Source organism: Streptomyces cavernae (assembly GCF_004023625.1).
Classification (GTDB): domain Bacteria; phylum Actinomycetota; class Actinomycetes; order Streptomycetales; family Streptomycetaceae; genus Streptomyces; species Streptomyces cavernae.
In genome coordinates, this window is record NZ_ML137708.1 from 95,262 (window position 1) to 121,820 (window position 26,559).

Consider the following 26,559-nt stretch of genomic DNA (forward strand, 5'->3'; position numbering starts at 1 on the left):
GGTTTTTGGTGTGCGGGGGGGGGCCCCCCCCCCCCCCCCCCCCGGGGCGCCGCACGACTCTTCGCAGGGCTCAACGACCGTACGGCCGGGACTGCCGGATGGTTCACCCGGTCGGAGGGGGCGTCGCCGTGGGCTGTTCCGAGAACAGACGCCCCAGCGACCAGTGCCCGCGTGGCAGCCCTCGTCCGTGCACGGCCATCTCCATCGGCCGGCTGGCGGGGCACACTCGCATCATGGACGGGCCCCGGTCCGCCCGGAAGTGACAGGGCATCAGGGGAATCTCGATGGGCTCGGCGGGCCTGGCGGAACGTCGGTCCTGTGGCTGACAGGGCCGCCAGGGCTCGTCGCGGGCGTCGCCGCGGGAGCCGGAGACGAGGACACGGCCGACCTCGTAACGCGGCCCTCACCGTGGCCGCGCAGGCGGAGCGCACCCTGCAATGCGCCCCCACTCGCACGACGGCCGGGTCGACCCGGACCGCGTCCACCTTCCGACCGCACCTCGGTCGCCTCGCTGGCCGAATACCTGGGTCTCCCCGCAGGCCCTGGCCCGCTGGCAGCAATCGCGGAACCCGGCCGCACGCCGCCGCTGATCAGAGGGTGTGGCGGCGGGTTCGGCGGAGACGCTGTAGCCGCCGCCGGGCGCACGGAGTCCGCGCAGCACGTACTGCTCGGTGAGCAGGCCGGCCGCTCGCGCGCCGGCAGCCAGCGCTACCTGAGGAATAGATGTAGATCATGGAACGTTGCCTGGCGCATGACGACTAAAAGTATCGACGGCGCGTCCGTCCCCTTGCTCGATGCCGCTCGTACGGCGGCGAAGCAAGCAGCGGTCGAAGCCGCAGCGACCGAGCGAGATCGGCGGATCACCGGCGTGAGTGCCGCCGCTGCTCGGGCTGCGGGCGCATTCGCCTTAGGCGTCCGCCGATCCGATGGAGGGATCGAGGCCGACCTCAGCACGAGGGTCCGATTCTTGGCCGAGCTCGGACGGGGCTGCCCGTCGATGGCCTGGGTCGCGGCCACGAACCTCGAAGCGAAGCGGGTGTTGCAGATCGGCACGTCAGACGAGGCATACGCGGATGCGTTTCGCGATGTCGATAGCGTAGCGTGCGCGTCTGCTCGGCCGGGGACGGCCGTCCGTGAGCCCGGCGGGCTGCGCATCTCCGGCCGATGGTCGTACGCTTCGGGATGTGAACTCGCCGAATGGGCGATACTTTCCGTGCAACTGCCTGGGGAGGGTGACCGCCCGCCGCAGCCAGCTGCGGTGTTCGCCCGCACCCGGGATCTGACCATCGACCGAGACTGGCACATGGCGGGACTGTGCGGCACCGGAAGCCACACTCTCGTCGGCAGCGACGTGTGGATCCCCGATTCTCATCTGCTCGACTTGCCCCGGATCGCCGCTGCGGCATCCAACATCGCGATCGCGGTCGGGCTGTTCGCCCCCCTGTGGGGTGCCGCGCGCGGCGCCCTCGACATCGTGGTCAATGTCCTTGCCAAGCGGACGTCGCCGAACCCCGCCCACCCCACTCTGGCCGACTCTCCCGGTGCCCGGAGGAACCTCGCCGTCGCCGCGCACAAGATCGACACTGGAACGGGAGTTCAGGGGGCCAGTGAACGCAGCGCCACATGAGGGCGTGAACGGTTCGAGATCACCTTCCGGCAGTCGGTTCACTACGTCGGCCGCGCGACGGAGTGGAGGGCCTCCCCAGCAGTACCCCCACCGCGTCGGCGAAGGACAGGACGATCGGTTCCGCCGCCGCCGTCGCGGGGTAGCGGGAGCGCAGGAAGAGGCCCTCATGGGTGCGGGAGAACCAGAACTGGGCGTCGTCGGCCACCGTCACGCTGCTGATGTGGTGGGCCCGGCGGGCGAGGTGGGTGGCGGAGCCGGGGAAGCGGCGGTAGTCGATGTACGAGGCCATGAAGACGTCGGTCCGGGTGCGCCGGAAGCTGTCGCCAAGGGCCGGGAGGACCTGCGCGACCGGTAGTTCGGCCAGGGCGCGAGCCTTGCGGAACGCGGCCCGGGTCCGCGATGACCCTTCGGCGGGGTCGGTCGCGTCGCTGACGTCGAGAGTGAGCGGGGCTACGGTGGTGAACCAGCCCATCGCGTGCTGCCACCGCTCCTCATGGCGCGTGTGGAGCGGGACGAGCAGCCTGATCACCTTGTCCGCGCCGAGCCGGTGTGCGGCCAGGCCGAGGGCGGTGAGCAGGCCGGTGAAGACGCTGCCTCCGGCCGCTCGGCAGCGGCGTTCGAACTCGTCGGTGGCGTCGGAGTCCAGGAGCCGGCGGACATCGGTGCCCTGCGGGGCCCGTTCGCCGGGCGGCATGCCCAGCGGGAGCGGGAACGACGGGGTCGTGCCGTCGCAGTCGGCGAAGAAGGACGACCAGGACTGGACGAGGGGGTCGGTGAAGTCCGGGGGAGAGCTTGAAGACTGCTCCTGTTCGAGGGCGCAGTAGTCCACGAAGCTGCCCGTGGGCGGAAGAGACGACGCCGGGCGGCCGGTGTAGAGCTCGTGCAGTTCGTGCACCGCCACCGCCAGCGAGTAACCGTCGGCGTCGCAGTGGTCGAAGCCGCAGACGACGGTGCCGCCGTCGGGGCGCAGGATCGCCGCGAAGAGGTAGGAGGGCCAGGACATCGGGCGGCAGTTGGCCGCAAGACGGTTCCTGAGCCATGTACGCAGCTCTTCGGCGGTCGCGTACGTCTCACCGTCGCGCACCATCACCAACTCAAGCTTCTCGGCGGGCAGTACGAACCGCTCGGGTCCCGCGGACCCGGCCGAACGGAACCCACTGCGCAGCGTCTCGTGCCGGCCCGCGAAGGTCTCGAAGGCCGTGCGCAGGGCCTCCGTGTCGACTGGCCCCCTGATGTCGAAGGCGCACGCCAGCCAGTGGCCCGGGGCCCCCGCCAGGTGGAACCGCTGGTTGAAGGACGGCGGTACGGGGGAGGCGGGAGCGCCTTCCGCAACGGCCAGGGTCGCGGCGGACGTCGCGAACTCCACGACCCGGCCGGACGCGGGGACGAAACGGTCGATCGTGGTCACGTGCACGGTGAATCAGGCCCTGCCCGTGCCGTATTCACCGGTGCGCGCGATCTCGCGCAGCACGTCCCGCAGATGTCCGAAGAACCGCGGCACATTGACCCGGGCGGCCTCGGTGTCCGGATACCTCGTCTTCAGATAGGTGCGACCCCACAGCCGGTTCACCCAGACAGGTACCTCCCTGCTGTCCCCGGGCCCCACCAGCGCGTTGCAGTTGGCCGCTGCCCAGTCCTTCGACCCGGGCGCGTGCCGCACATCGATGTACGAGGTCATGGGCGGCACGGCCGCGGCGTCCGACTGAACGGTGGCGGACAGCCCCGGCATCAGTTCCGCCACCCGCAGTGGCGACACCCTCGCCAGTTCCCGCGCTCCTTCGAAGGCCCGCTGCGCATCGCCCACGACCTGGCTGAACGGGCGCCCGCCGACCGGGAATTCGACCGGCGCCAGATTGATGAACCAGCCCTGGGTGTACTGCCAGCGTGCTTCGTCCCGGGTATGGACGACGGTCAGCCCCCGGTAGGACTCATGGCCACCGAGTTCGTACCCGCTGAGGGCCAGGGCCGCCAGCAGCCCGGCCGAGAAACCGGCCCCCTGCGCCTTGCACGCCTTGGAGAACGCCTCGGCCTCCGCCGTATCCAGCAGATCCATCTCGATCGGGATGCTGGGGTACGTCTTCCCCGGCTCAACTCCGATGTCCAGCGGGAACGTGGGCGGCGGCCCGGCCAGGTAGAACTCCAGCCAGCGGCGTACCTCGGGCGAGTCCACGGTGATCGCCGCGGACCGTTCGCGGTCGAGGGCGCAGTAGTCGACATAGCTGCCGACGGCGGGCAACTCCGCCTCGATTCCGCTCAGTTCGGCCTCGTACAGCGTGCGTAGTTCGTCGAATACCAGCACGACCGAGAACCCGTCGGAGTGGGTATGGTCGACGGCGAAGAACACCGTGGACGCGGTCCCGTCGTCCCGTACGACGGCGCCGGCGACGAACGGCGGCCAGCGCAGCGGGTCTGTGCCGTTGTCGAACAGCTTCACCAGGTGGTCGCGGACGGCCGACCCCGAGCCGTACGAGCCGAGGGAGACCGGCTCCAACAGGGGTGACAACGTTTCCGTCTCCGGGTTGAGCGCATGGCGCCGCAGGCGTGGAAGAGTATCCGCCCCCGCTGCGACCGTTTCCACGTCGAACCAGGTCAGCAGCGTGGGATGGCGACGTACCCACTTCTCCAGCGCCGTCGCCATCGCCCCGGTGTCGAGTCTGCCGGGCACGTCGAACACGATGCCCAGCCACCCCGAGTGCCGTTTGCCCGCGATCTGGTTGGCCAGCCGCCGCCAGATGTGGTTCTCCTGTACATAGGACGGCGGGGCCGGGTGCTCGGGCGCCGTGGCGGTGACCGCCAGTACCGCAGCGGGTACCCGGAATTCGACCAGTTCACCGGGTTCCGGAACGTATTCGAGAATCGGTGTCATCAGCATGTTGCGGATTCCTTTCCTCGGCAGTCTTCACTGCCTTCTTTGGCAATCTGTTCCATGAGCCATCCGGTCTGTTCGATATAGCGTGGAACGGCGGTTCTGATGCCCTCGGTATCCGGGTATCGGAAACTCAGGTAGACGCCGCGGCGTGAGCGCATGATCCAGAGGAACACTTCGTGGGGATGTATCCGGCGGCTGCGCAGCGCGAACGCCCGCCATTCGCCCCACTGTTCCGCGCCCGGAGTTCTGCGTATATCCATGTACGAGACCATGAACCGTGGTTCGAGTGGCATCCCGAGTAATTCGGTGATGCGGGGAAGCGGCACAGTCGCCAGGGGTTTCGCGCGTTTCAACGCCAGGCCGGCTTCCGCCATCACTTCACGGAAGGCGTCGGTGCCGCGCACCGCGAATCCGACCGGCGCCAGGCCGACGTACCAGCCGACCGACTGGGCCCACTGCGGATCGGTCCGGGTGTGGAACGGTGCGATGGCACGGAACTGCTGCTGCCCCGTGTTCTCGTGCGCCACGATCGCCAGGCAGGCGAGCGCCCCGGAAAAGAAGTTCCCGCCCTTCCTGACGCAGGCGTCCTGGAAGGCCTGCGCCCCCTGCGCGTCGAGGAGCCACTCGCAGCGGCCGGCTTGTGCCTGGGCCCCGGCGTGTCCGTGGCCCGGGCCCTGACCGGTGACGTCGCCGACGGCCCCGGTGCCGCTCGCCGGTGTGCCCGGCGGAGCTGGGAAGCCCGGCAACTCCCCGCCGTTCGTCGCGACGAAGTCGCGCCACCCGGCGACCGCCTCATGCTCGCTGTGCACCAGCGCCGCGCCGGCCCGCTCGCTCCCGGCGAAGTCGAGAAAGCTCCCCACCTCGGCCAGTTCCGCAGGCCTGCCCCGCAACGCTGCCGCGTACAGCTCACGGATCTCGTGTGCGATGAGAAAGATGGAGTAGCCGTCGACGTTGGAGTGGTCGAAGCCCACATAGAGCGTGGTGGATTCGGTGTCGGTGTGTCCGACGGTGGCGAAGACGAACGACGGCCAGGTGAGCGGATCCGTCTCCTGGTCGAACAATGCCTCGATACGGTGCGAGAGTTCGTCGCCGCTCGGAAAGTCACCGACGACGGTACGCAGCATGGCAACCGTCCCCGCCCGCAGCGTCGCCCGGCTCACCCGACCGCCCCTGGGCCCGGCACCAGGCCCGCCGTGGGGGAGCAGTCGGCTGCGCAGCGATTCGTGCCGGTCGATCCAGCCGAGCAGTGCCCGCTCCAGCGCCCCGGCGTTCAGTTCCCCGGGCAGTTCGAAGACGGTCGCCAGCCAGGAGGGTGGGCGCGGGCCGGGGCCGGTGATGCGTGCTTCCCTGATGTGCGCCTCCTGGAGGTACGACGCCGGTCGTGGATCCGGTATCCAGGGGGTCGAGTGCGGTCCTGCGGGCGCAGGTCGCCAGACGGTGAGCAGTCCTGGCAGGACATCAAGGTCGTGCATATCGATGAATTTCACGTGTCTGCCTGTCGCTCGTAAACGATGTGGGGTGGCGTGAGCGTAAAGAGCAGTCGATTGTCCGGGCGGGCGTCATTGTGTGACTTCCACTGTTAACATGGCGGCAATATTTCGCTGAGCCGGAATGCGTTCAGCAGCCGGGACGGGATGTTACTCAGCAGTCAGTGTAATTTGCAAGGGGGTGATTTATGAGGTGTTCACCGGTCATTTCCGTTAGGCCCGTAAGGGGTTTCGCACTCGGGAATTCCGCTGGCTGATGCGAATGGGGAGCGATTTTTGGTCATGACTTCCGGGATACCGGAAGCGTTCGTCGGCCGATGGGTCGCGGGGCGGCTCGAATTTGGGTCGACTGCTTGGACGCCTTCATGCCGGCGAACATGGGTGGGTGTTCAGTCGCGAATGTCGGGACCCACGAAATGATGTCCGGCGTCGGGGACCTGCGGCGTCCCTGTGAACGGCCTGTGGAGCCCGGCGGGCTCACCCGGACCGAGTGAGCCCGCGGGTTCAGGAACCTCCGCGCCGTCTTGAACCGCAGCGGATGCCCGGCCGGGCGCCGCGTTCGGTCAGATCCCCGCGGCCTTGAGTTCGTCGTCCGTCAGCGGCGGGCCCGGGAGCAGGGGCTTCCTCCGGCCCAGACAGACCAGGGCCAGCATGTCGGGCATGAGCAGCCGCGCCGGCGGCTTCTCCATGCTCATCACATCCAGGAGGATGCGCAGGGCGCGGGGGTTGCGGGCACCCGCGTCGACGGCCCGGTCGACGAACGCCGCGAGGCTCTTTTCGAGGCGGGTCGGGGGCTGGTCGCTGGCGCCGGGGTAGAACACGTCCTGGCCCACGGCCAGATTCCACGCGTTGTCCACTGGACGGGCCGCCGCCCGCCAGGGGGGGGTTTGTCGAAAGTCCCGCACAGCACCCGCGGCGCCCGGCACGCTCCCCCAAGCTCTCCGAGCAGGGGGCACCCCCCACTCGCCGCACCGGCCAAAGACCCAAGTAGCTCCGCTACGAAGGCCTTTTTCCGGCACGCCGAGGCCACGCACCGGACACCGGGGGCACCGCACGGGACTTTCGGCACACCCCCTGGGGCACGAACGCCACCACATCGATCGCTTTCGCCGCCGGCAGCGGCAGGTCGGCGAGCTCGTCGTCCGACACCGGGATCAGCTGGTCTTTCGACAGCTCGTAGCCCTTGCCGATCTCGTCCTCTGTGAGGACTCTGGCCGTCGATCTCGCAGATCGCCGACGGGCTCGGCCACTGCGGCCGGGAGCCCGGGCTCCCGGCCGCCCGATGTAACGTGCTCAGCGAACTCCCGTCCCGAACTCCCGTCCCCTCAACCGGAGTTATCCGGCGAGCTCCCGGCACTCCGGGTGGCCCCACCCCTGTGCGTTCTTGGCGATCTGTTCTCCGGCCGCGTAGGACCGGCCGCAGACGCAGCGGCCCGGGAACTTCGCCGTGATGGTGCGCGACGAGGGCCTGCCGTTGGCCTTGCCTGCGCCCTTGCCGCCGCCTGCGGACCGGCGGCTCGTTACCGCGGCCGTGGGTGTGTCGGGGGCGGGCGGCGGCTCCGGGGAGTCGTACTCGGTGCCGGCCGGCTGCTGGACGGAGGCCGCCTGGCTCGCGGCCCGGTCCGCGAAGTCGTTGAGCGGGTCGCCGTCGACCTGGTGGGCGGGGACGTAGCGGAACTCCACGGACCGGCCGTCCAGCAGCGCGTCGATGCGCTCGACCAGTTCCTGGTTGGCGACCGGCTTCCCGGACGCCGTCTTCCAGCCCTTGCGCTTCCAGCCGGGCAGCCAGGTGGTGACCGCCTTCATCGCGTACTGGGAGTCCATCCGGATCTCCAGCGGGACGTCCGGGTCCATCGCGCTCAACAGCCGTTCCAGCGCGGTGAGTTCGGCGACGTTGTTGGTGGCCGTGCCCAGCGGGCCGGCCTCCCACCGCTCGGGCTTCTCCCCACTGTCGGCAACCACCCAGGCCCAGCCCGCGGGCCCCGGATTCCCCTTGGAAGCTCCGTCGCAGGCGGCGACTACACGTTCAATCATGGCCCTATCGTCCCACCGCCCCCGGCAGGGCGGTTTCCCCCAGGTTGCCCTGGGCACCCGGCGCACGACCTTGGTCACCGTTGAGGAGCCCTGACGATGGAGTGGCTGGACAGAGCGGCGTGCGTGGACGCGGACCCCGACCTCTTCTTCCCCGTGAGCCGCAACGGCCCCGCCGTACGGGACGCACTCGCGGCCAAACGGATCTGCTGCCGCTGCCCGGTCGTCGAGGACTGTCTGGACTGGGCGTTGAGCACCCGGCAGACCACCGGCGTGTGGGGCGGCACCTCGGAGGAGGAGCGGGCCGACCTCATACGGGCGAGCCGGCTCGCGTCATGACCGAGCCGGCTCGATAACCCTTCGCGCGGCTGCCGGCCACCCTCGGTGACCGGCAGCCGCGCGTCTTTTGGTTCGAGTCGTTCGCTTCGCTGGTGTCATTCGCTTTGTTCGTTCGGTTCGTGCAGTTCCCGGCGAAGACCGCGTCACGGTCATGTCCTGCCCGCGCCGCCACTGCCGAACCCACCACTGGAGCCGGGGCTCCAGCGCGGCCTCTTCTGGTCGTCGCTGCGCCTGCTGCGCACATTGCCGAGACCATGGAGCTCATGCGGCGTGAGCCGCTCGCTCTCGTTCTGTGCCTTCGGCACCTCGTCGGGCTCGCGCATCTCACTCACCTCGAGGACCGGCCCGGACTCGGGCAGCCTGGGCTGCTCCTCCGGGCGTGGCGGAGCGGGTTCCCGGCGGCGGACCCTGATACCGAGACGGACGGCCCAGATCAGCCCGATGGTGACGACGATCCCCGCCAGCAGCGGGAACACCCCACCGACGAGGCCCTCCGTCGCGGCCACTTCCAAGCTCTGTGCTGTCATGACGGCCGGGTACCCCCGGACACCTGCACGAACCTCCGACTGCACGACAGATGCGCGGGTACCCGGTGGTCACACACCCGGAGGCCCCCGTGCCAGGCGCGCGGACGGTCAGCCGGGTGACCCGTTCTACACGAGGAGGTAAGACATGTTCCGCGCCATCGCCGACGTGCTGCGGGCGATCGGAGGCACGCTGGCCGCCGTGGTGACGCTGCCGTTCAGGGCTCTCGCCCGGCTGTTCGGCGGGGCGTCCCGCTCGGCTCACTGACATCGACGAGGTCGTCCAGAAGCCGCTGTGCATCGGCCGTCAGCCCGCCCAGCGCGGGCGTCGGCCCGTGCCCGGCGGTCTCGAGTACCGAGGCGAGGCGCCGGTGGGCCGCGCGGACGTCGTCCAGCGCCCGCCGCCGCTCCGCCGCGGACTCCGCCCCGCACACCTCACCGGCCGCGCGCAGCAGCGAGGCGAGGATCTCCCGCACCGGGTCCTCCACGGAGGTCTCGACGAGCGGGCGCAGTGTCATCCTGATGTGCTCGGTGAGCCGGTCCCAGGTGTAGTCCCAGTCCGGCGGGGGCTCCGGTGCCGAGCGGCGCAGTCGGCGTCCCGGGTTGAACCGGTAGCTCTCGTCCGACCAACTGCGCGCGGTCCGCATCTCCGTGACGTCTTCGGTCAGGCGCCATGCCCGGTCGTACCAGCCGCGCGTCCGGTCCTTGTCATACGGCTCCTCGATGCCGTCGGCGACAGTGCGCAACAGATCAGCGCACTCCCTCGGCAGCCGCTCGCGCAGGTGCCGCAGATGCCGCGAGTGCACGGGCGGCAGGACCAGCGCGTTCACCCCGATCCCGATGACCGCGCCGAGCAGGGTCTCCAGCAGCCGGTGCACGATGTCAAAGCCCGTGTACGAGCCGTATGCGATGACGAAGAGGGCGGCCGTCGGCGCGTACATGCCCTGGCTGCCGAAGCGGGAGTAGTTGCCCAGCAGCACCGTGACCGGCAGGGCCAGCACCATCGCGGCCATGCTGTTGTGGGTCAGTGCGAAGGACCCGGCGGCCAGGAGGGTGCCCACGACGACCACGACGAACTGCTGCACGGCGTTGAGCAGTGATCGGTAGACGGTGCTCTGCACCAGGAACATCGCGGACCAGGGGGCCAGCAGGGCCATCGGCGCGTCCCACCACAGGCCGGCGAGTGCCCAGGCCAGCAGCGCGGCGGCTGCCGCCTTGAGGGACTGTACTGCGGTGTCGCGCTCCGAGCCGCGCTCGGTGACGGCCCTGAAAACCGCGCGCCAGACGGCCGCGGCCTCCCAGGTCAGTGAGTGCCACGCGATGCTGTCTCTCCTTTCCGGCCTCTCGGTCGTTCCCCTTCCTCAGGGGTTCTTCTACGGCAGCGGGGTGCCCCCGGTCGCGTTCACGATCTCCGCTGTGATGTAGCTGGAGCGGGGCGAGGCCAGAAAGACGTACGCGGGTGCCATCTCGGCGGGCTGCGCGGGACGGCCGATGGGTGCCTGCTTGCCGAACTCGGCCGTGTCCGGCATCGTCGCCGGGATCAGCGGCGTCCAGACGGGTCCGGGCGCGACCGCGTTGACGCGGATGCCGTCACCGGCGACCATCTGCGCGAGCCCCTGGGTGAAGGTCACGATGGCGCCCTTGGTCGTGGCGTAGTCGAGCAGGTGCGGGCTGGGCTTGTAGGCCTGGACGGACGTGGAGTTGATGATGCAGCCGCCGCGCGGGATGTGCGGGAGCGCCATCTTGCACAGCCAGAACATGCCGTACAGGTTCGTGCGCATCACCCGGTCGAACTGATCGGTGGAGATGGCGCCGATGCCCTCGGGCTGGGACATCTGGTAGGCGGCGTTGTTGACGAGGACGTCGATCCGGCCGAGCTCCGCCACGGCGCGTTCCACCAGCCGGCGGCACTGTTCCTCCTCGCGGACGTCGCAGGACACTGCTACGGCCTTGCGGCCCGCGTCCTCGACCAGCCGGGCGGTCTCCTCGGCGTCCTTCACCTCCTCGGGGAGGTGGGTGAACATCACGTCCGCTCCCTCCCGTGCGTAGGCGATGGAGACCGCCCGGCCGATGCCGGAGTCGCCACCGGTCAGCAGCACCTTGCGGTCCTGGAGTTCACCGCAGCCCCGGTAGGAGTCCTCCCCGTGATCGGGCGGCGGGTCCATGGGGCCGGTCCAGCCCGGGTGCTCCTGGTCCTGCTGCGGGAAATCGGGACGGGGGTGCTTCCGGGTCGGGTCGTCGGTCATGAGGATTCCTTCCTGGTCGTCGGCCGATGGGCTCAGCGGCCGGGTTCTACGGTCAGCGGGATCCGCAGCGCGCTCTCCCCGCGCCGCCATGCCCCCAGCAGGCGCGCGCCGAGCCGGTCCTCGAGGAACACAGTGGCGCCGACGCCGAAGGCGATGTCGGGTTCGAGGTCGGGTTCGTCGGCCAGCAGACCGCCGATCACCTCCCGGCGTACGACCTGTTCGTGCACGGCGTCGGCCTCGACGTGCTCGTCGTAGAACCGCTGGGCGGCCGGTCCGGCGCCGGCCCGGCGCAGTGCGGCGGCCAGCCGCCGGGAACCGGGCGAGGAGGTCACCTCGACGGCGGCGAAGTGCCCGACCAGCGCCCCGCGCAGGGCGCGGTGCAGGCCGAGCAGGGACATGAGGTTGACGGTGGCGAGCGCCTCGGCGGGGGATGCGTCGAGGTAACGGCCGTAGTCCGTGCGCAGTCCTAGGTCCCGCATCAGATCGGCGTAGAGGCGGGCGTGGATCTCGTCCGGACGGCCGGCGCCGAACTCGTCGTACTCGATCGCCACCATGGCGGCCTTGGCGCGGCCGCGGAGCCGCGGGATGACCCAGGCATGCGGATCCGCCTCCTTGAGGTGGTACAGCGAGCGCAGGGCCGCGTACTCCTCGAGCTGCCACCGTTCGCCGTCGCGCTGAAGGAAGTGGCTGACGCTGCTCCCGTCATGGCCCACGGGTTCGAGCAGCAGCGGCTCCAGTGCTTCCTCGGCGCCGCGTCGGGGGGGTACGTCGGTGCGCAGGGCCTCGGTGAAGCGGAGTTCCAGGGCGCGTCGGAGGGCGAGCAGCCCGGTGTCCCACTCGCGTTCGTCGGCCACGCCGGCGAACCCGTGGTAGTGCAGCTCGTACAGGACGTACAGGGCGAGCTGGAGATCGTCGCCATACGGGTCGGCCTCCCGCGTCTGCTGCGCGAGGGACGGTACGGACGCGCCGCAGTGCAGTGCGAAGACCACGGCGTCGGACAGCTCGCCGCGGGGCGTGGGCAGGGCGGGTGCGGTCACGGCGTGTCGCCCTCCTCCCCGGTCTCTTCCTTCACCCGGCGGCGGTGGCTGGTGTCGCACCACGGGTGGATCCGGCTGCGACGGCAGGTGCAGATGGCGACCTGGAAGCGCCGCGAGGTGACGACAGTGCCGTCCTCGCGGACGATCTCCACCGGGCCCTCCACGAGCAGGGGGCCGTCCCGGTCGACGGTGACGCGGGGGACGCGGCGCGGGCTCTCAGGGGCGTTCGGCACGGATGACCACCAGCTCTTCCCGGTTCTCGTCGGTCAGCAGGCCCCGGCGGCGCAGCCACGGACGGCGGGCGCGGAGCACCGGGCCGAAGGGGATGGACGCACGGTCGGCGACCACGGGCTCGAGACCGGCCGCCTCCAGTCGGGCCAGGGTGGGCCGGACGCCGCACAGCGCCGAGTGGACGATCAGCAGGACCCCGCCGGGCCGCAGCGCGCCCGGCGCCGCGTCACAGATGCGGTCGACGAACACCCGGCCGTCGGGTCCCGCCTCCCAGGCACGGGCCGCGCCCCGACTCGGCAGCCGCTCCCCCGGCGAGGGCACGTACGGCGGGTTGCTCACCACGAGGTCGTAGGACCTGCCCGGGACCGCGGACAGCAGGTCGCCGCGGCGCACGGTGACCCGTCGCCCGTACCGCAGCGCGTTCAGCCGGGTGGCGAGCACGGCGCTGCGGGCGATGTCGACGGCCGTCACCCGTGCGCCCAGCCGTGCGGCCTGGACGGCCAGTGCGCCGCTTCCGGTGCCGAGGTCCAGTACCTCGGTTTCCGGCCCTATGTCCTCACGGCGCAGAGCGCGGGTCAGCAGGTCGGTGTCCTGCTGGGGCGCGTAGACGCCCGGCGGTCTGAGGAGGAAGGAACCGGTGGGCGTTCCCATGGAGGCACTCCTGACGCACGTCGAAGGTCACGAATCGAATGTCATGACATGTCACTGTTTTCAATGGCGTTGACGTGAGTAACCAGAAGGCCGTGCTCCACACGCCGGGCCCGTCACCCGATCACCCGACCACCCGACCACCCGACCACCCGACCACCCGGACGATCCGCGCGGGACCTTCCGGGCCCGCGGTCATTCCCGCACGACTCTGATCCTTTCGAGGTCCGGATCGGTGGCGTCGGGCACGTTCATCCCGGCCGCGACGCCCGTGCGCAGATAGCGCACGACGGGCTCGGTGAGACGTTCGCCGGGCAGCGCCACCGGGATGCCCGGTGGGTACGGCGTCAGCATCTCCGCCGCGACCCGGCCGACGACCTCCTCGGCCGGCACGTCCTCGACCGGCCCGAAGAACGCGTCGCGCGGCAGATGGACCTGCTCCAGGCGGATCTCGCCGGCCGACGGCACGTCCACCTCCGGCGCCTGGCGCAGCCCGGGAGCGGCCTGCACCAGGGCCCGCAGCGCGGCCAGGAGTTCGCCCGTGGTCTCCCGGTCGTCGGCATGGGTGAGCTGGGTGCCGATGCGGCGGTGGTCGGCCAGGTGGACGTCCACGTCGTGGTGCTCGCGCAGCCAGTCCGCGGCCCGGTACCCGGTGGTGCCCAGGCCGCTGAGGTCGATGACGACGGGCAGCGGGTCGAAGTCGTCGGCGAGCCCGGGGCCGCAGAAGTCGTCGCGGTCGTTCACCCGCAGCCCCGTGAGCTCCTCGATCCGCGCCCGTACGCCGACCGCCAGCTCCAGGGCCGCACCCATCAGGTTCTTGCCGTTCAGGGCCATCTGCCGGCGCCAGCCGTCGAGGCCGGCGTAGATGAGGACGGACGGGCTGGTGGTGCCCAGCAGGTCCGCTCGCAGTTTGAGCCGGCCCGGGTCGATCAGCTCGCCCTGGAGGTGGAAGACGGAGCCCTGTTCCAGTCCGCTGCCCATCTTGTGGATGCTGGTCACGCACAGGTCGGCGCCCGCGTCCATCGCCCAGGACGGCAGATCCGGGTGGAAGGGCAGGTGCGCGCCCCAGGCCTCGTCCACGATCAGCGGCCGGGAGCGACGGTGGCAGACGTCCGCGATGCCGCGCAGATCTGCGCAGCCGCCGTAGGGGGTGGGGCTGGTGACCAGGGCGCCCCGGGCGTCCGGGTGCGCGGCGAAGGCCCGGTCGAAATCGGCCGCGGACGGCGGGTGCGCGAGATGGCGCTCGGCGTCCCAGCGGGGCTCCACCCACACGGGCCGGATCCCGGACAGGATCAGCCCGGAGACGACGGACTTGTGGGCGTCCCGCCCGATCAGCAGTTCCTCGTGCGGGCCCGCCGTGGCGAGCATCGCCGCCTTCACCGACAGGGAGCTGCCGCAGGTCGAGAAGAAGGTGTGCTCGGCGTGCACGGCGTCCGCCATCAACCGCTCGGCGCGTTCCAGCACGCGGCCCCGGGTGCGCCGGTCGTCCAGGGCTCCCGAGGCCAGCACGTCGCCGAGGAAGACGGCGTCCCCGAGTACTTCCCGTACCGCCGGGTCGGCGCCCCGCACCTGTTTGTGGCCGGGTGGTGAGAAGTCGAGACGGCACCTCTCACGGTGTTCGACGAGGGCTTCGAGGACCGGCGCTCGAGTGTGATCGACGGCAGGCATGGCCGACGGGTTCCCACCTCTCACCTCAGCCAATCCGGGGACTGCTTCGAGTGGCGGAGGTCCTACGGGGTACTCCCGCCCGCATGCGAATGAGCGTGGTGGATGTGGGTTCGAACACGGTCCGGCTGGTGGTGGCGGACGCCGAGGGGGGCGTCCCGCTGCCGGTGCACACGGCCAAGTGGAAGCTGCGCCTGTCCGAACACGTGGAGTCCGGGGGGCGGATTCCCGACGAAGCGGTACGACAACTGGTCGGGGCGGTCGCGGCGGCGGGTGAGACGGCGCAGAAGTGGGGGGCGGGCGGGCCGCTCGCCTTCGCGACGGCGGTGGTGCGCAACGCGCCCAACCGACTGGACGTCCTGCGCACCGTCCATACGGAAACCGGGGTACGGCTGTGCACGCTCCCGGGGGAGGTGGAAGCAGAGCTGACGTTCTTGGGGGCGCGCCGTTGGATGGGCTGGCGCGCCGGGCCGCTCTCTTTGTTCGACATCGGCGGCGGTTCGCTGGAGGTGGCCTTCGGACGCGGCCGGCTGCCGGACTTCGTGGCCTCGCTGCCGCTCGGTGCGGGTCGGCTGACCCGGGAGTTCTTCGCCGACGGGGACCCGCCGTCGGAGGAGGACATCAAGGCGTTACGCCGCAAGGTCCGGCATCAGCTGCGGGACGTGGCCGCGCGGATCCGCTGGGAGTCACCGCGCACGACGGTGGCGACCTCGCGGACCTTCCAGCAGTTGGCGCGGTTGTGCGGGGCGGCGCCCGGTCGGCAGGGGCCGTTCGCGACTCGCTATCTGCACCGCCGTGACCTGCGTGCATGTCTCGACCGGCTGGCCTCGCTGCCTGCCGAGGAGCGTTGTGTCCTGCCCGGCATCTCGGCCCCGCGGGCCGGCCAGAGTCTGGCCGGGGCGATCGTGGGGCACACCACCATGAAGCTGACGGGGACGAAGAGGGTCGCCATCTGCCCGTGGGCCATCCGGGAGGGTGTGCTGCTGCGGCACATCGAGGACGGCGCGGACTGGTGGGCGGAGATCGCCGAGCGCGGCACGGAGGGTTCCCACCCCCCGGCTCGGGCGGTGCCGCTGCGGGTCGCCACGCAGTCGAACTGAACGGTGCGCGTACAGCCGCCAGTGCGCCCGTCCGCGTACGGCCGCGCGCGTGCGGATCGAGGCGGACGGGGAAGAGGCCGGTCGGGACGACTGATCTCACCGGCCTTCTTCCGCGCCGCGGGCCCCCTCCGCAGCAACCGGCCTGGTCCGGCGGCCATCGTCCGGGACCGGCGGCCACGCGGGGGTCGCGCGGCCAACGGCCGGGGGGGCGCGGCCATGGAGCCCCGCGCCCACTGGGACCAGCAGGCGGGCCCGTGACCACCGACCGGGGCCCCACAGCCCCATCGACCCGGGCCACGGGCCATCGACCCGGTCGCGCGACCATGGAGCCCCGCGCCCACGACTGGGACCAGCAGCCCCGACCACCGGCCGGGGCCATCGGCCGTCGACCGGGGCCATCGGCCATCGGCCACGTAACCCAGGCGGCGTTACCGGCGCTACCGGCGTTGCTCCAGCCGCAGCACGATCTCGACCTCCTGGTCGCCGGAGGCCGAGCCCAGTTCATGCACCGTGAAGGTGTCCTCCAGGACGTGTTCCAGACGGCGTACGGCCAGCGGGGTGCCCTGCAGGTCCGCGAGGACGGGGCCGGTCAGGGAGACACGGACGTCCGGTGCGGGCGGGCGGACCGCGTCGGTGTCGAAGGTGCCGAGCCACGCGGTGGAACCGGTGGGTGGTACGTCTCCGTCGTCGCGGTCCGAGGCGAAGAGCCTGCGCAGAACTGCGAAGAGGCGCCCGGCGTCCGTGGCGGAGCAGTCGCTGACCACCACCTGGACGTGCGACGGTTGCGCGTTCACGGCGATTCCTCTCCCTCGGGGTTCTCTTCGCTCGCGGGTACCCGTCAGCCGCCGGTGAAACGGGATCCCACCTGCGCCGTTAGCCCCGACGGCCCAAGGGAACCCGGTCGTCGCCGACCGGAGGGTCCGGCCGACGACGACACAGCGGAAGGTGATGTGATCATGGGCCACGGCGGAGACGTGATTCAGGAACTGACCACCGACCACCGCGAGGTCGAGGAGTTCTTCGCGCAGATCGGCAAGGAGCCGCCGGGCGCGCCCGAACGCAAGCGGGTGCTCGACCAGCTGACGATCGAGCTGGTGCGTCACGCGATCGCCGAGGAGGAGTACCTCTACCCGGCGGTTCGGGAGCACGTCGAGAACGGCGACGCCATCGCGGACAAGGAGATCGATGACCACTCCCGGGTGGAGCGGCTCCTGAAGGACCTTGAGGGCATGGAGGCGAGCGACCCGGAGTTCAACCGTGCGGTGGTCGAACTGGAGACCGAGGTCAGCGAGCACGTCCGCGACGAGGAGACCTCGCTCTTCGTGCGTTTGCGGCAGTCGTGCCCGCAGAGTGCCCTGGACGAGCTGGGCGACAAGATCCGCACGGCGAAGAAGCTCGCCCCGACCCGTCCGCACCCCAGCGCCCCCGACACCCCGCCCGCCAACAAGCTCCTCGGTCCGGGCGTGGGTCTGGTCGACCGGGTCCGGGACTTCGTGACGGGGCGGGGCAAGTAGCGCCCGAGGCCGGCGTGGGTACGTACGGTCCCGCACACGGAAGTGGGCCCACCGCGCGCGGTGGGCCCACTCGACTCACGAAGCACCCCAGGTGCTCAGTCCACTTCCGACGTCTTCGGCATCTCGCCCTTGGTCGTGGTGAGGTCGATCACCGAGAACGAGGCGCCCTGCGGATCGCTCAGTGCCGCGAAACGGCCGAAGGGAGAGTCCATCGGACCGAATCTCAGGATCGCGCCCTTTTCGGTCGCCTTGGCGACCGCCGCGTCGCAGTCCTCGACCGTGAAGTAGACGTTGACGTACGAGGGCACCTCGGGCGGGAACTCCTCCCCCATCCTCATCCGGCCGAGCACGGTCTCCTCGCCCAGGTTGTACATGTGGAAGTCCACGGCTTCGTCCTCGAGCCGCTGTACGCGGTACGGGAAGACGCTGCGGAAGAACGCGTCCGTCCGTTCGGGGTCGCGGGTGAAGACCTCGGCCCAGCAGTACGCACCGGGTACTCCCCTCGCCTCGAAACCCTCGTGAGTGCCGGCCTGCCACACGCCGAAGACCGCGCCGGACGGTTCGGCGGCCAGGGCCATGGTGCCGAACTCGCCGACCTCCATCGGCTCCATCAGCACCTCGCCGCCCGCGTCACGGATGCGGCTCACGGTCGCGGCGGTGTCCTGCGACGCGAGATACAGACACCAGGCGGACTGCTCTTCCTGCCCCGGCATCGGCGGTACGACGGCGGCCACCGCCTTGCCGTTGGCGTAGGCCTGTGTGTAGTTGCCGTACTCGGACTGGGCCTCCCCGAACGTCCAGCCCAGCACTTCCCCGTAGAAGTCCTTCGCGGCCTCGGCGTCGCCGAACATCGCATCGGTCCAGCACGGCGTTCCCTCAGGTTGTACGGCCATGGCTCGGCTCTCTTCCGTCGACGTCCGTTGGAGTTCGTCCCCTTTTCTCCACGCTAGCCAGCCGCACGCCGCGCCGCAGGCCAAGTCGGCGGGAGACTGGAGGCGGCGGGCAGGGCACGCACGGCGGCGGAGGGCGACGGAAGGGGCGCGGCATGGCGGACCGGACGATGCGCGCGTGGGCGGTGACCGAGCCCGGCCCCGTCGAGTCGGAGCCGCTGCGCCTGGTCACGAAACCGGTCCCGGTGCCGGGCCCCGACGAACTGCTCGTCCGGGTGCGCGCCTGCGGAGTGTGCCGTACCGATCTGCATGTCGCCGAGGGGGACCTGCCGGTGCACCGGCCGTGGGTCACGCCCGGTCACGAGGTGGTCGGTGTGGTGGCCGGGGCGGGCGCGGCGGTCACCGGCTTCCAGCCCGGCGACCGGGTCGGGGTCGCCTGGCTGCGGCGCACCGACGGCACCTGCGTCCACTGCGTGCGCGGGTCGGAGAACCTGTGCCCGGCCTCCGAGTACACCGGGTGGGACGCCGACGGCGGTTACGCCGAGTACACCACCGTGCCGACCGGCTTCGCCTATCGGCTGCCTCCCGGTGTGCCCGACGTCGCGCTGGCGCCGCTGCTGTGCGCGGGCATCATCGGCTATCGCGCCCTGCTGCGGGCCGCGCTGCCGCCAGGTGGCCGGCTCGGTCTCTACGGGTTCGGGGGCAGCGCCCATCTGTGCGCGCAGGTGGCGGTGGCGCAGGGTGCGACCGTGCACGTGATGACCCGGGATCCGGCCGCTCGCCGGCTGGCCCTCGAACTGGGTGCGGCATCGGCGGCGGGTGCGTACGACGCCGCGCCCGAACTCCTCGACAGCGCCATCCTGTTCGCCCCGGTAGGGGACCTGGTGCCGGTGGCGCTGCGGGCCCTCGACCGCGGCGGGGTGCTGGCCGTGGCGGGCATCCACCTCAGCGACATCCCGTCACTTCGCTACGAGCAGGAGCTGTTCTACGAGAAGGAGTTGCGCAGCGTCACCGCCAACACCCGTGCTGACGGGCGGGAGTTCCTGGAGCTGGTGGGCCGGCACGGCGTCCGCGCCACCACGCACTCCTATCCGCTGTCACAGGCCCCGCAGGCACTCCGGGATCTGAAGGCGGGCCGGTTCGACGGGGCGGCGGTGCTCCTGAACGACCTGTCCTGAAGCGGCAGCGTCTCGGTACCCGCCTCTTCCCCAAGTGGGCGGCCCGGTTCTACAGCGAGACGCGAATGCCCACCGTGCCCCGTTCGCCGCGGCGCAGGCGGCTGCCGAGGAGGGTGAGCCGGCCGAAGACGCCGTACTTGCGTGCCACGAGCCCGCGGTAGCGGGCGGTGGTTTCCTGGTCGCAGATCTCGGCGGTCGCGGGGACCTGGTCGCCGGTCGGGTTGCCGCGCAGGTCGCACGGCCCCACCAGCACGTCCGCGCGGTTGCGGATCCGCTTGACCTTCCAGGAGTCGGTGGCCGTCCAGACCCCCAGCGTGTCCCCGTCGCGCACGACCCAGACCGGGGTGGCGACCGGGGTGCCGTTCTTGCGGTAGCTGGTGATCAGCAGGTATTTGCCCGCGCCGAGCCGGTCCAGCAAGCTCTCGTCCATGCCCGGAGTGTAGGCGGGCGAGGATCGCCTCGGCAGGGGGCCTTCCGATTGTGAGGATCGGGATGTTCGCAGGGCCTCGCGGCCGTCGTGCGGTTAGCTTTCCCGGGTCAGTGCTGACACAAGTGTGCTCCATGTACACGAGGGGGGATCATCCGCATGAGACGTCTGCGCGGCATCCTGACGCGCCTCACCGCAGTGTTACTCGCCGGGGCCGCCGTGGCCCTGGCCGGGCCGGGCACCGCCCACGCCTCCACCACCGTCGAGATCCCGGCGGCCACACCGAACGGCATCTCGGCGACCGTCCGGTTCCACGGGGCGAAGGTTCCCCAGCCCTACAACCCCGATCCGAACGCCGCCTTCGGGGACCGCAAGTGCCAGCTCATTTACCACGACTACGAGCCGACGCCCGGCTGCGGCGGCTTCAAGCTCGACGTCGTCCTGCACAACGTGCGGAACCAGCCTGGCTACCAGGCCGGTCTGGACAGCACCTGGGCCTTCTTCCAGGCCTATGCCGACACCGAGCGAACCTTCGGCTGCCTGAGCGCCGACGGCACCTTCGACCACCGCACTGCTTTCGTGGTCCGCACCGAGCAGGCCCCGCTCTCTCACACGTACTACACGACGAGCAGCAGCTACATCCTGCAGTATCTGCGCAGCAACCCGGGCCAGGAGACCGGTCCGTACTTCTTCGTCAATTTCCCCGCCGTGCAGGTGGATTGCCCCGCGGGCACGACCCCGACGCAGTACGGGCTCAAGGTGACCAACGTGAAGGTCACCATCGACGAGGCGAACGTCTTCGGTACGACGACCTGGAGTACGCCCGGGCCGTTCTACGCCTGACCCGGAGTGCCGACCAATCGTCGGCCGCTGGGGGCGGGCACGGGTTCACACCTGTGCCGCCCCCAGCACCAGGACCTGGATCGCGAGGACGGCCGCGCCGCGGGCCCAGTCGTGGAAGTCGGAGACCTTGGTCTCCAGGTCGACCGGGGACGCGAGGGGGTGGCGGTGGGTGCGGATGGTCTCCGTCACGGTCGTTCCGGCGACGTCGATGAGGCCGACACCCTCGCCGGCGAGCAGGATCTTCTGCGGCATGGCGAAGTTGGCGATCTGGGCCACCAGGATGCCCAGGGCGCGAGCGGCCTCGTCGATGACCCGGGAGGCCATGGGCTCCCCCGCGGCGGCGAGGGCGAGGATGTCCTCGTAGGTCAGGTCGCGACCGGTGGCGGCACGGATCTGGTAGCGGATGCTGGAGATGGTCAGCAGCGAGACGGCGCTGCCACGTTCGCCGTCGGGGGTGAGCGGGCCGTGGGGGTCGACGATCCAGTGGCGGCCGAAGCCGCGGTCCTCCTCGGCGAAGGGCACCCGCTTGCCGCCCAGGACGAGCCCGTAGCCGATGCCCGCGCCGATGGTGAGGACGACGAAACGGTCCAGGCCGCGGCCGGCGCCGAACCAGGTCTCCGCCTCGACGAGGGCGGCGACGTCGTTCTCCACGACCACCGGTAGCCCGGTGCGCTCCTCCACCAGTTCGGCGAGCGGGACGTCACGCCACTGGAGGAAGGCGGACTCGCCGACCACGGCGCGGTCCTGAACGAGGCCGCCCACACCGATGCCGATGCCGGCCAGGCGGGGGTGGGTGCGGGCCAGTTCCGCCGTCATCTCCCCCAGCACGCCGGCGACTTCATCCGGATCGTGGGTGGTGAGCGGCCGGTCGTAGCGGTGCACGATCTCACTGCGCAGGGTGGTGACGACACCGTAGACCATGTCTTCGGTGATCTTGAAGCCGATGAAGGAGCTCGACTCGGCGACGATGTCCAGCGGCTGCGAGGGGCGCCCCTGGCGCACCTCCAGGAACGCCGCGTCCCCGGCGGTCTCGATCAGCAGACCTGACTCGATCAGGGGCTTGGTCAGCCGGGTGAGGCTGCCCGGCGAGAGGTTGAGGCGGCGCGCGAGCTCGGTGCGCGAGAGCGGGCCCTGCACCAGCACCTCGAGGGCCACCGCGCGTTCCCCGGGGCTGAGCGGCAGCCAGCTGGCCGTACGTGTGGTCATGAGGTCAGACTCCCACAAAGATTTCTTTTTGCCATGGAAGTATTGGCCACCTCCTCAGACCCTTAAACGTTCAGGGGAAAGGTCGAAGCAGACCTCTTGACGCCCCAATACTTCCGTGACAAAAGTAATTGGCCTGAGGACGAGCCGCCGACGAGGGAGTCGCCCGATGACCGTCGCCTCCAGCAGCCCACCATCCCGCCTTCCCCCGGGTGACACCGAACGCGTGGCACCGGTGAGGGAGGCGCGGGCCCGTGCCCACGGTGACGGAGCCCTCGCGGCCCTCTTCATCGCCCCTGCCCTGCTTGGCTTCCTGGTCTTCCTGCTGTGGCCGACGCTGCGGGGCATCTATCTGAGCTTCACCCGCTTCAACCTGCTGACCCCGGCCGAGTGGGTGGGCCTGGACAACTACGACCGGATGATCCACGACCCGATCTTCTGGGACTCGCTCGCGGTCACCGTCGAGTACGTGGTCATCAACATCGGTGTGCAGACGGTCGCGGCCCTCGCCATCGCGGTCCTGCTCCAGCGGCTGACGCAGTCGGCCCTGCTGCGGGGCATCGTGCTCACCCCGTATCTGATGTCGAACGTCGTCGCGGGCCTGGTCTGGCTGTGGATCCTCGACAACCAGCTCGGCATCGGCAACGAGATCATCAGCGGCCTCGGCTTCGACCGCATCCCGTTCCTCGCGGACGAGACCTGGGCGATCCCCACCATCGCCCTGATCAACGTCTGGCGGCACGTCGGCTACACCGCCCTGCTGCTCTTCGCCGGTCTCCAGGCGATCCCGAACGACATGTACGAGGCGGCCCGGGTCGACGGCGCGAGCGAGTGGCGGATGTTCTGGCGGATCACCATGCCGCTGCTGCGGCCGGTCCTCGCGGTGGTGCTGATCATGACGGTGATCGGTTCGTTCCAGGTCTTCGACACGGTGGCGGTGACCACCGCGGGCGGCCCGGCGAACGCGACCAACGTGCTCCAGTACTACATCTACGGCTCCGCCTTCGGCCGCTTCCAGTTCGGCTACGCCTCGGCGATGTCCGTCGCCCTCCTGGTGGTGCTGAGCGCGATCACCATCCTGCAGTACCGGCTCACCCGGGCCGGCCGTTCGGATCTCGGCTGACGGAAGGGATCCCGAGAAATGGCTGACATGGCCGCCGTGACCACCACCCCGACCTCGCCGCCGTCCGCACGGGACACCGGCCGCAGGTTCTCCTTCGGGCGGGCCGCCGCATGGACCGCGATGGGGCTGATCGTCCTCATCACCTTGCTGCCGTTCTACTGGATCCTGCGCACCGCGCTCTCCACCAACGCGGGCCTGAGCACCGACCCCGCCAACCCCCTGCCGGTCGACTTCACCGGCGGCGGCTTCGCCCGCGCCCTCGGTCTGCAGTCGGCCGAGGAGGCGATCGCCCAGGGCGGTTCGGGCGGCGGGCTGGACTTCTGGCGGTACCTGCTCAACTCGGTGATCGTCTCCACCCTGATCACCGGCTGCCAGATCTTCTTCTCCGCGATGGCGGCCTACGCCTTCGCCCGGCTGCGCTGGCGCGGCCGGGACAAGGTGTTCGGCCTGTTCCTGGCCGGGATGATGGTGCCGACCATCTTCACCCTGCTGCCGAACTTCGTCCTCATCAAACAACTCCACCTGGTGGACTCACTGTTGGGCATCGCGCTGCCCACCCTCTTCATGACGCCGTTCGCGGTGTTCTTCCTCAGGCAGTTCTTCCTGAACATCCCCCGCGAGGTCGAGGAGGCGGCGCTGCTGGACGGCGCCGGGAAGATCAAGATTTTCTTCCGGGTGGTGCTGCCGATGGCGTCGACACCGATCATCACCCTGGGCGTGCTGACGTACATCACCTCCTGGAACGACTACTTCTGGCCGCTGATGGTGTCCTACAGCGACAGCTCACGCGTGCTGACCGTTGCGCTGGCGATCTTCCGGGCGCAGACCCCCCAGACCGGCACCGACTGGTCCGGGCTGATGGCGGCGACCCTCATCGCGGCGCTCCCGATGCTGGTGCTCTTCGCCTGCTTCGCCCGCCGCATCGTCAGCTCCATCGGCTTCACCGGAATCAAGTAGGGGAACAACGATGCGACTTCGTACGCTGACCGCGCTGTCCGGAGCGCTGGCGCTGTCCCTGCTCACCGGCTGCGCACAGAGCAGTGGCACCGGTTCGTCCCGGAACACCGTGACGTACTGGCTGTGGGACGCCAACCAACTGCCCGCCTACCAGGCCTGCGCCAAGGGATTCGAGCAGGAGAACCCCGGACTGCGGGTCAAGATCACCCAGTTGGGCTGGGACGACTACTGGACCAAGCTCACCGCCGGCTTCATCGCGGGCACCCAGCCGGACGTGTTCACCGACCACATCCAGAAGTTCGGCCAGTTCGCCGACCTTCAGGTGCTCGAGCCGCTGGACGACCTGGGCATCAAGGACTCCGACTACCAGCCGGGGCTCGCCGCCAGCTGGGTCGGCCAGGACGGCCACCGCTACGGCGCCCCCAAGGACTGGGACACGGTCGCCCTCTTCTACAACAAGAAAATGACCGACGAGGCCGGTCTCAACGCCGACCAGCTCAACAACCTGGCTTGGAACCCCGAGGACGGCGGCACCTTCGAGAAGGCCATCGCCCACCTCACCGTCGACAAGAACGGCAAGCGGGGCGACGAGCCCGGCTTCGACAAGAACAACGTCAAGGTGTACGGACTCGCCACCAACGGCGGCGGCGAAGGCGTCGGCCAGACCCAGTGGAGTCCCTTCACCGGGTCCGCCGGATGGAGTTACACCGAGAAACAGCGCTGGGGCACGAAGTACCAGTACGACAGCGAGACCTTCAAGTCCGTCATCAAGTGGTACTTCGGTCTGGCGAAGAAGGGCTACCTGGCCCCGATGTCCGACTACAACATCCAGTCCAACCAGGCCAACACCCAGGTCGCCGCCGGCAAGGCCGCCACCGCCTTCGACGGAGCCTGGATGATCTCCTCGTACAAGGGTTTCAAGGGCCGGGACATGAAGACCGCGCTCACTCCCGTCGGTCCGACGGGCAAGCGCGCCACCATGATGAACGGTCTCGCCGACTCCGTCACCAAGGGCGCCAGGAACAAGGAGGCCGCCAAGAAGTGGGTGGCGTATCTGGCCTCCGACGCGTGCCAGACCGTCGTCGGCAAGTACGGGATCGTCTTCCCCGCCACCCCGGCCGGCACCGAGGCCGCGGCAGCCGCCTACGAGAAACAGGGCATCGACGTCACGGCCTTCACCCGGCCGGTCAACGACAAGAAGGCCTTCAGGACCTTCTCGTTCCCGATCACCGGCTACGCGGCCGACGTCTCCGCACTGATGAAGCCCCAGATGGAAGACATCTACGGGGGCGGCGCACCGATCAGCAGCCTCGACAAGACCAACGACCAGATCAACTTCATCCTCAACCAGTGATCATCGCAAACCAGTGATCATCGCAAACCAGTGAAGGGTATCCCCCGTATGACGTTCTCCCTCGGCATCGTCGGCGCCGGGCAGTTCTCCGGTCAGTTCGCGAAGCTGTTCCTGGCCCATCCCGGGGTCAGCGATGTGTACATCACCGACCTCCTGCCGGAGCGGGCCGAGCGACTGGCCGCGGCGGAGGGGCTGTCGGGGACCTTCCCCTCGTACGAGGCCATGCTGGAGTCGAAGGCGGTCGACGCGGTAGCCGTCTTCACCCAGCGCTGGACGCACGGCCCGCTGGTGCTCCAGGGCCTGGGCGCCGGAAAGCACGTCTACTCGGCGGTGCCGATGGCGATCACCCGGGAGGAGATCGCGGCCATCATCGAGGCGGTGCGCGCCACGGGGCTGACGTACATGATGGGCGAGACCAGCCAGTACAACCCGGCCACCGTACACGCCCGCAACCAGATCGCCGAGGGCGCCTTCGGGCGGCTCTTCTACGCCGAGGGCGACTACGTCCACGACATGGACCTCGGCTTCTACGAGGCGTACCAGTACAGCGGCGGCGACAACTGGAAGGCCACGGCCAGCTATCCGCCGCTGCTGTATCCGACGCACTCCGTCGGCGGGGTGCTCGGCGCCTGGCAGACGCACGCGGTGAGCGTCTCCGCGATCGGGGTGAAGGACGAACGCGGGGACGGCGTCTTCGACACGGAGATCAGCCAGTTCAAGAACGACTTCTCCAACGCCACCGCGCTGTTCGAGGTGGCGGGCGGCGGTTCGTTCCGCACCAACGAGTTCCGGCGGGTCGGCTATCCCTCCCACATCCGGGAGTCCCGTTTCCGGTTCTTCGGCACGGACGCCAGCATGGAACAACTCGCCACCGTGGCCCTGTGGCAGGACAAGAAGGGGGTGAAGGACATCTCCGAGCTGCTGGAGCCCAAGCCCACCATGTCTCCTGACGACCCGTCACTTCAGCACATCGCACCGGAGCTGCGGGCCGCCTTCACCTCCGGTTCGGCTCCGGTGCACGACCGGGCGCGACTGCCGCGGGAGTTCGACAACCTGCACAACGGTCACGAAGGCAGCCACCACTTCCTGGTGGACGACTTCGTGACCGCGGTCAACACCCGCACCCCGCCCTCGGTCAACGCCTGGGTCGCGGCCCGCTACACCCTGCCGGGCATCGTCGCCCACGAGTCGGCGCTGAAGGGCGGGGCCCGGCTGGAGATCCCGGACTTCGGAGACGCGCCGGAGGCGTAGCGCCGGGATTCTCCA

28 protein-coding genes are annotated in these 26,559 nt (G+C 70.0%); 11 read left to right on the plus strand and 17 right to left on the minus strand.

Translation table 11 applies throughout. The annotated features are described in order from the left end of the window. Positions 1 to 967 precede the first annotated feature (967 nt). A complete protein-coding gene (locus EF387_RS00470) occupies positions 968 to 1,627 on the plus strand; it encodes an acyl-CoA dehydrogenase family protein (RefSeq protein ID WP_128374435.1) in 660 nt (219 codons plus the stop codon). A gap of 19 nt (positions 1,628 to 1,646) precedes the next feature. Here EF387_RS00470 and EF387_RS00475 read toward each other — a convergent pair whose 3' ends face one another. The 6 genes from EF387_RS00475 to EF387_RS00500 all read right to left on the minus strand — a co-directional run bounded on the left by EF387_RS00475 (position 1,647) and on the right by EF387_RS00500 (position 8,017). Next, the gene (locus tag EF387_RS00475) at positions 1,647 to 3,035 is read right to left on the minus strand and encodes a condensation domain-containing protein (protein WP_162467057.1); all 1,389 of its coding nucleotides are present in this window, start codon (positions 3,033 to 3,035) and stop codon (positions 1,647 to 1,649) included. A 12-nt stretch (positions 3,036 to 3,047) separates the two neighbouring features. Beyond that, positions 3,048 to 4,499, minus strand: a complete 1,452-nt coding sequence (locus EF387_RS00480) for a condensation domain-containing protein (protein WP_128374437.1) — start codon at positions 4,497 to 4,499, stop codon at positions 3,048 to 3,050. Then, entirely contained in the window at positions 4,493 to 5,968 is a 1,476-nt protein-coding gene (locus tag EF387_RS00485) for a condensation domain-containing protein (protein WP_238431285.1), read from the minus strand. Before EF387_RS00485 ends, EF387_RS00480 begins: the two co-directional genes overlap by 7 nt. Positions 5,969 to 6,546: 578 nt before the next feature. Next, complete coding sequence (locus EF387_RS00490) at positions 6,547 to 6,816, minus strand: hypothetical protein (RefSeq protein ID WP_128374439.1); 270 nt, start codon at positions 6,814 to 6,816, stop codon at positions 6,547 to 6,549. A gap of 163 nt (positions 6,817 to 6,979) precedes the next feature. Then, positions 6,980 to 7,267 (minus strand): Ku protein, encoded by a 288-nt coding sequence (locus tag EF387_RS49660; protein ID WP_338058073.1) that lies wholly within the window; start codon positions 7,265 to 7,267, stop codon positions 6,980 to 6,982. Positions 7,268 to 7,318: 51 nt separating this feature from the next. Then, positions 7,319 to 8,017 carry a ribonuclease H family protein gene (locus EF387_RS00500; RefSeq protein WP_128374440.1) on the minus strand — a complete coding sequence of 233 codons (699 nt, stop codon included), beginning with the start codon at positions 8,015 to 8,017 and terminating at the stop codon, positions 7,319 to 7,321. 96 nt (positions 8,018 to 8,113) lie between these two features. On the opposite strand from EF387_RS00500, the gene EF387_RS00505 reads away from it, so the two are divergent. Further along, a complete protein-coding gene (locus EF387_RS00505; protein ID WP_128374441.1) occupies positions 8,114 to 8,353 on the plus strand; it encodes a WhiB family transcriptional regulator in 240 nt (79 codons plus the stop codon). Between the two features lie 149 nt (positions 8,354 to 8,502). Here the strand turns inward: EF387_RS00505 and EF387_RS00510 are convergent, their stop codons facing one another. Further along, a complete protein-coding gene (locus EF387_RS00510; RefSeq protein WP_128374442.1) occupies positions 8,503 to 8,880 on the minus strand; it encodes a DUF6479 family protein in 378 nt (125 codons plus the stop codon). A gap of 145 nt (positions 8,881 to 9,025) precedes the next feature. Between EF387_RS00510 and EF387_RS49325 the strand changes: the two genes are divergently transcribed. Then, positions 9,026 to 9,145 (plus strand): LPFR motif small protein, encoded by a 120-nt coding sequence (locus EF387_RS49325; protein ID WP_274388908.1) that lies wholly within the window; start codon positions 9,026 to 9,028, stop codon positions 9,143 to 9,145. On the opposite strand, the gene EF387_RS00515 is transcribed toward EF387_RS49325, so the two are convergent. From EF387_RS00515 to EF387_RS00540, 6 genes are all read right to left on the minus strand, one after another. Continuing rightward, the gene (locus EF387_RS00515) at positions 9,096 to 10,199 is read right to left on the minus strand and encodes an FUSC family protein (protein ID WP_338058074.1); all 1,104 of its coding nucleotides are present in this window, start codon (positions 10,197 to 10,199) and stop codon (positions 9,096 to 9,098) included. The genes EF387_RS49325 and EF387_RS00515 overlap by 50 nt on opposite strands. A 51-nt stretch (positions 10,200 to 10,250) precedes the next feature. Then, complete coding sequence (locus EF387_RS00520; protein ID WP_128374444.1) at positions 10,251 to 11,123, minus strand: SDR family oxidoreductase; 873 nt, start codon at positions 11,121 to 11,123, stop codon at positions 10,251 to 10,253. 32 nt (positions 11,124 to 11,155) lie between these two features. After that, positions 11,156 to 12,160, minus strand: a complete 1,005-nt coding sequence (locus EF387_RS00525) for an iron-containing redox enzyme family protein (protein ID WP_128374445.1) — start codon at positions 12,158 to 12,160, stop codon at positions 11,156 to 11,158. Then, on the minus strand, positions 12,157 to 12,393 hold the full coding sequence (locus EF387_RS00530) for a CDGSH iron-sulfur domain-containing protein (RefSeq protein WP_128374446.1): 237 nt from the start codon (positions 12,391 to 12,393) through the stop codon (positions 12,157 to 12,159). Before EF387_RS00530 ends, EF387_RS00525 begins: the two co-directional genes overlap by 4 nt. Further along, positions 12,377 to 13,042 (minus strand): HemK2/MTQ2 family protein methyltransferase, encoded by a 666-nt coding sequence (locus tag EF387_RS00535; RefSeq protein WP_128374447.1) that lies wholly within the window; start codon positions 13,040 to 13,042, stop codon positions 12,377 to 12,379. The genes EF387_RS00530 and EF387_RS00535 overlap by 17 nt, the downstream gene beginning before the upstream one ends. 192 nt (positions 13,043 to 13,234) lie before the next feature. Continuing rightward, a complete protein-coding gene (locus EF387_RS00540) occupies positions 13,235 to 14,707 on the minus strand; it encodes an aminotransferase class I/II-fold pyridoxal phosphate-dependent enzyme (protein WP_128374448.1) in 1,473 nt (490 codons plus the stop codon). Between the two features lie 83 nt (positions 14,708 to 14,790). Between EF387_RS00540 and EF387_RS00545 the strand changes: the two genes are divergently transcribed. Further along, a complete protein-coding gene (locus EF387_RS00545; RefSeq protein ID WP_128374449.1) occupies positions 14,791 to 15,804 on the plus strand; it encodes a Ppx/GppA family phosphatase in 1,014 nt (337 codons plus the stop codon). Between the two features lie 437 nt (positions 15,805 to 16,241). Here the strand turns inward: EF387_RS00545 and EF387_RS00550 are convergent, their stop codons facing one another. Beyond that, on the minus strand, positions 16,242 to 16,598 hold the full coding sequence (locus EF387_RS00550) for a hypothetical protein (protein WP_238431268.1): 357 nt from the start codon (positions 16,596 to 16,598) through the stop codon (positions 16,242 to 16,244). Positions 16,599 to 16,760: 162 nt separating this feature from the next. Here EF387_RS00550 and EF387_RS00555 point away from each other — a divergent pair, with 162 nt between their 5' ends. Next, the gene (locus EF387_RS00555) at positions 16,761 to 17,318 is read left to right on the plus strand and encodes a hemerythrin domain-containing protein (RefSeq protein ID WP_128374450.1); all 558 of its coding nucleotides are present in this window, start codon (positions 16,761 to 16,763) and stop codon (positions 17,316 to 17,318) included. A 95-nt stretch (positions 17,319 to 17,413) separates the two neighbouring features. Here the strand turns inward: EF387_RS00555 and EF387_RS00560 are convergent, their stop codons facing one another. Further along, a complete protein-coding gene (locus EF387_RS00560; protein ID WP_128374451.1) occupies positions 17,414 to 18,211 on the minus strand; it encodes a VOC family protein in 798 nt (265 codons plus the stop codon). Between the two features lie 167 nt (positions 18,212 to 18,378). Between EF387_RS00560 and EF387_RS00565 the strand changes: the two genes are divergently transcribed. Then, positions 18,379 to 19,386 (plus strand): zinc-binding alcohol dehydrogenase family protein, encoded by a 1,008-nt coding sequence (locus EF387_RS00565; RefSeq protein ID WP_202918118.1) that lies wholly within the window; start codon positions 18,379 to 18,381, stop codon positions 19,384 to 19,386. Positions 19,387 to 19,435: 49 nt separating this feature from the next. Here EF387_RS00565 and EF387_RS00570 read toward each other — a convergent pair whose 3' ends face one another. Beyond that, positions 19,436 to 19,816 carry a PPOX class F420-dependent oxidoreductase gene (locus EF387_RS00570; protein WP_128374453.1) on the minus strand — a complete coding sequence of 127 codons (381 nt, stop codon included), beginning with the start codon at positions 19,814 to 19,816 and terminating at the stop codon, positions 19,436 to 19,438. Between the two features lie 156 nt (positions 19,817 to 19,972). Between EF387_RS00570 and EF387_RS00575 the strand changes: the two genes are divergently transcribed. Continuing rightward, on the plus strand, positions 19,973 to 20,656 hold the full coding sequence (locus EF387_RS00575) for a hypothetical protein (RefSeq protein WP_128374454.1): 684 nt from the start codon (positions 19,973 to 19,975) through the stop codon (positions 20,654 to 20,656). 45 nt (positions 20,657 to 20,701) lie between these two features. Here the strand turns inward: EF387_RS00575 and EF387_RS00580 are convergent, their stop codons facing one another. Further along, the gene (locus EF387_RS00580; RefSeq protein WP_128374455.1) at positions 20,702 to 21,862 is read right to left on the minus strand and encodes an ROK family transcriptional regulator; all 1,161 of its coding nucleotides are present in this window, start codon (positions 21,860 to 21,862) and stop codon (positions 20,702 to 20,704) included. A gap of 166 nt (positions 21,863 to 22,028) precedes the next feature. Between EF387_RS00580 and EF387_RS00585 the strand changes: the two genes are divergently transcribed. Genes EF387_RS00585 through EF387_RS00600 form a run of 4 tightly spaced genes read left to right on the plus strand, consistent with a single transcriptional unit; the run spans position 22,029 to position 26,544 of the window. After that, the gene (locus EF387_RS00585; RefSeq protein ID WP_128374456.1) at positions 22,029 to 22,982 is read left to right on the plus strand and encodes a carbohydrate ABC transporter permease; all 954 of its coding nucleotides are present in this window, start codon (positions 22,029 to 22,031) and stop codon (positions 22,980 to 22,982) included. A 27-nt stretch (positions 22,983 to 23,009) separates the two neighbouring features. Beyond that, on the plus strand, positions 23,010 to 23,939 hold the full coding sequence (locus EF387_RS00590) for a carbohydrate ABC transporter permease (RefSeq protein WP_128374704.1): 930 nt from the start codon (positions 23,010 to 23,012) through the stop codon (positions 23,937 to 23,939). A gap of 10 nt (positions 23,940 to 23,949) precedes the next feature. Then, positions 23,950 to 25,293 (plus strand): ABC transporter substrate-binding protein, encoded by a 1,344-nt coding sequence (locus tag EF387_RS00595; RefSeq protein WP_128374457.1) that lies wholly within the window; start codon positions 23,950 to 23,952, stop codon positions 25,291 to 25,293. A 48-nt stretch (positions 25,294 to 25,341) separates the two neighbouring features. Continuing rightward, positions 25,342 to 26,544, plus strand: coding sequence for a Gfo/Idh/MocA family protein (locus EF387_RS00600; protein ID WP_128374458.1), 1,203 nt, complete (start codon positions 25,342 to 25,344; stop codon positions 26,542 to 26,544). The last annotated feature ends 15 nt before the right edge of the window (positions 26,545 to 26,559 follow it).

Excerpts from the sequence above, each read along its gene's own strand:
- EF387_RS00520 (WP_128374444.1), bottom strand. The coding sequence starts at position 11,123 with ATGACCGACGACCCGACCCGGAAGCACCCCCGTCCCGATTTCCCGCAG.
- EF387_RS00565 (WP_202918118.1), top strand. The coding sequence starts at position 18,379 with ATGCGCGCGTGGGCGGTGACCGAGCCCGGCCCCGTCGAGTCGGAGCCG.
- EF387_RS00510 (WP_128374442.1), bottom strand. The coding sequence starts at position 8,880 with ATGACAGCACAGAGCTTGGAAGTGGCCGCGACGGAGGGCCTCGTCGGT.
- EF387_RS00570 (WP_128374453.1), bottom strand. The coding sequence starts at position 19,816 with ATGGACGAGAGCTTGCTGGACCGGCTCGGCGCGGGCAAATACCTGCTG.
- EF387_RS00585 (WP_128374456.1), top strand. The coding sequence starts at position 22,029 with ATGACCGTCGCCTCCAGCAGCCCACCATCCCGCCTTCCCCCGGGTGAC.
- EF387_RS00600 (WP_128374458.1), top strand. The coding sequence starts at position 25,342 with ATGACGTTCTCCCTCGGCATCGTCGGCGCCGGGCAGTTCTCCGGTCAG.
- EF387_RS00480 (WP_128374437.1), bottom strand. The coding sequence starts at position 4,499 with ATGCTGATGACACCGATTCTCGAATACGTTCCGGAACCCGGTGAACTG.
- EF387_RS00505 (WP_128374441.1), top strand. The coding sequence starts at position 8,114 with ATGGAGTGGCTGGACAGAGCGGCGTGCGTGGACGCGGACCCCGACCTC.
- EF387_RS00560 (WP_128374451.1), bottom strand. The coding sequence starts at position 18,211 with ATGGCCGTACAACCTGAGGGAACGCCGTGCTGGACCGATGCGATGTTC.
- EF387_RS49325 (WP_274388908.1), top strand. The coding sequence starts at position 9,026 with ATGTTCCGCGCCATCGCCGACGTGCTGCGGGCGATCGGAGGCACGCTG.
- EF387_RS00590 (WP_128374704.1), top strand. The coding sequence starts at position 23,010 with ATGGCCGCCGTGACCACCACCCCGACCTCGCCGCCGTCCGCACGGGAC.
- EF387_RS00555 (WP_128374450.1), top strand. The coding sequence starts at position 16,761 with ATGGGCCACGGCGGAGACGTGATTCAGGAACTGACCACCGACCACCGC.
- EF387_RS00545 (WP_128374449.1), top strand. The coding sequence starts at position 14,791 with ATGCGAATGAGCGTGGTGGATGTGGGTTCGAACACGGTCCGGCTGGTG.
- EF387_RS00485 (WP_238431285.1), bottom strand. The coding sequence starts at position 5,968 with ATGCACGACCTTGATGTCCTGCCAGGACTGCTCACCGTCTGGCGACCT.
- EF387_RS00595 (WP_128374457.1), top strand. The coding sequence starts at position 23,950 with ATGCGACTTCGTACGCTGACCGCGCTGTCCGGAGCGCTGGCGCTGTCC.
- EF387_RS00580 (WP_128374455.1), bottom strand. The coding sequence starts at position 21,862 with ATGACCACACGTACGGCCAGCTGGCTGCCGCTCAGCCCCGGGGAACGC.
- EF387_RS00540 (WP_128374448.1), bottom strand. The coding sequence starts at position 14,707 with ATGCCTGCCGTCGATCACACTCGAGCGCCGGTCCTCGAAGCCCTCGTC.
- EF387_RS00500 (WP_128374440.1), bottom strand. The coding sequence starts at position 8,017 with ATGATTGAACGTGTAGTCGCCGCCTGCGACGGAGCTTCCAAGGGGAAT.
- EF387_RS00575 (WP_128374454.1), top strand. The coding sequence starts at position 19,973 with ATGAGACGTCTGCGCGGCATCCTGACGCGCCTCACCGCAGTGTTACTC.
- EF387_RS00535 (WP_128374447.1), bottom strand. The coding sequence starts at position 13,042 with ATGGGAACGCCCACCGGTTCCTTCCTCCTCAGACCGCCGGGCGTCTAC.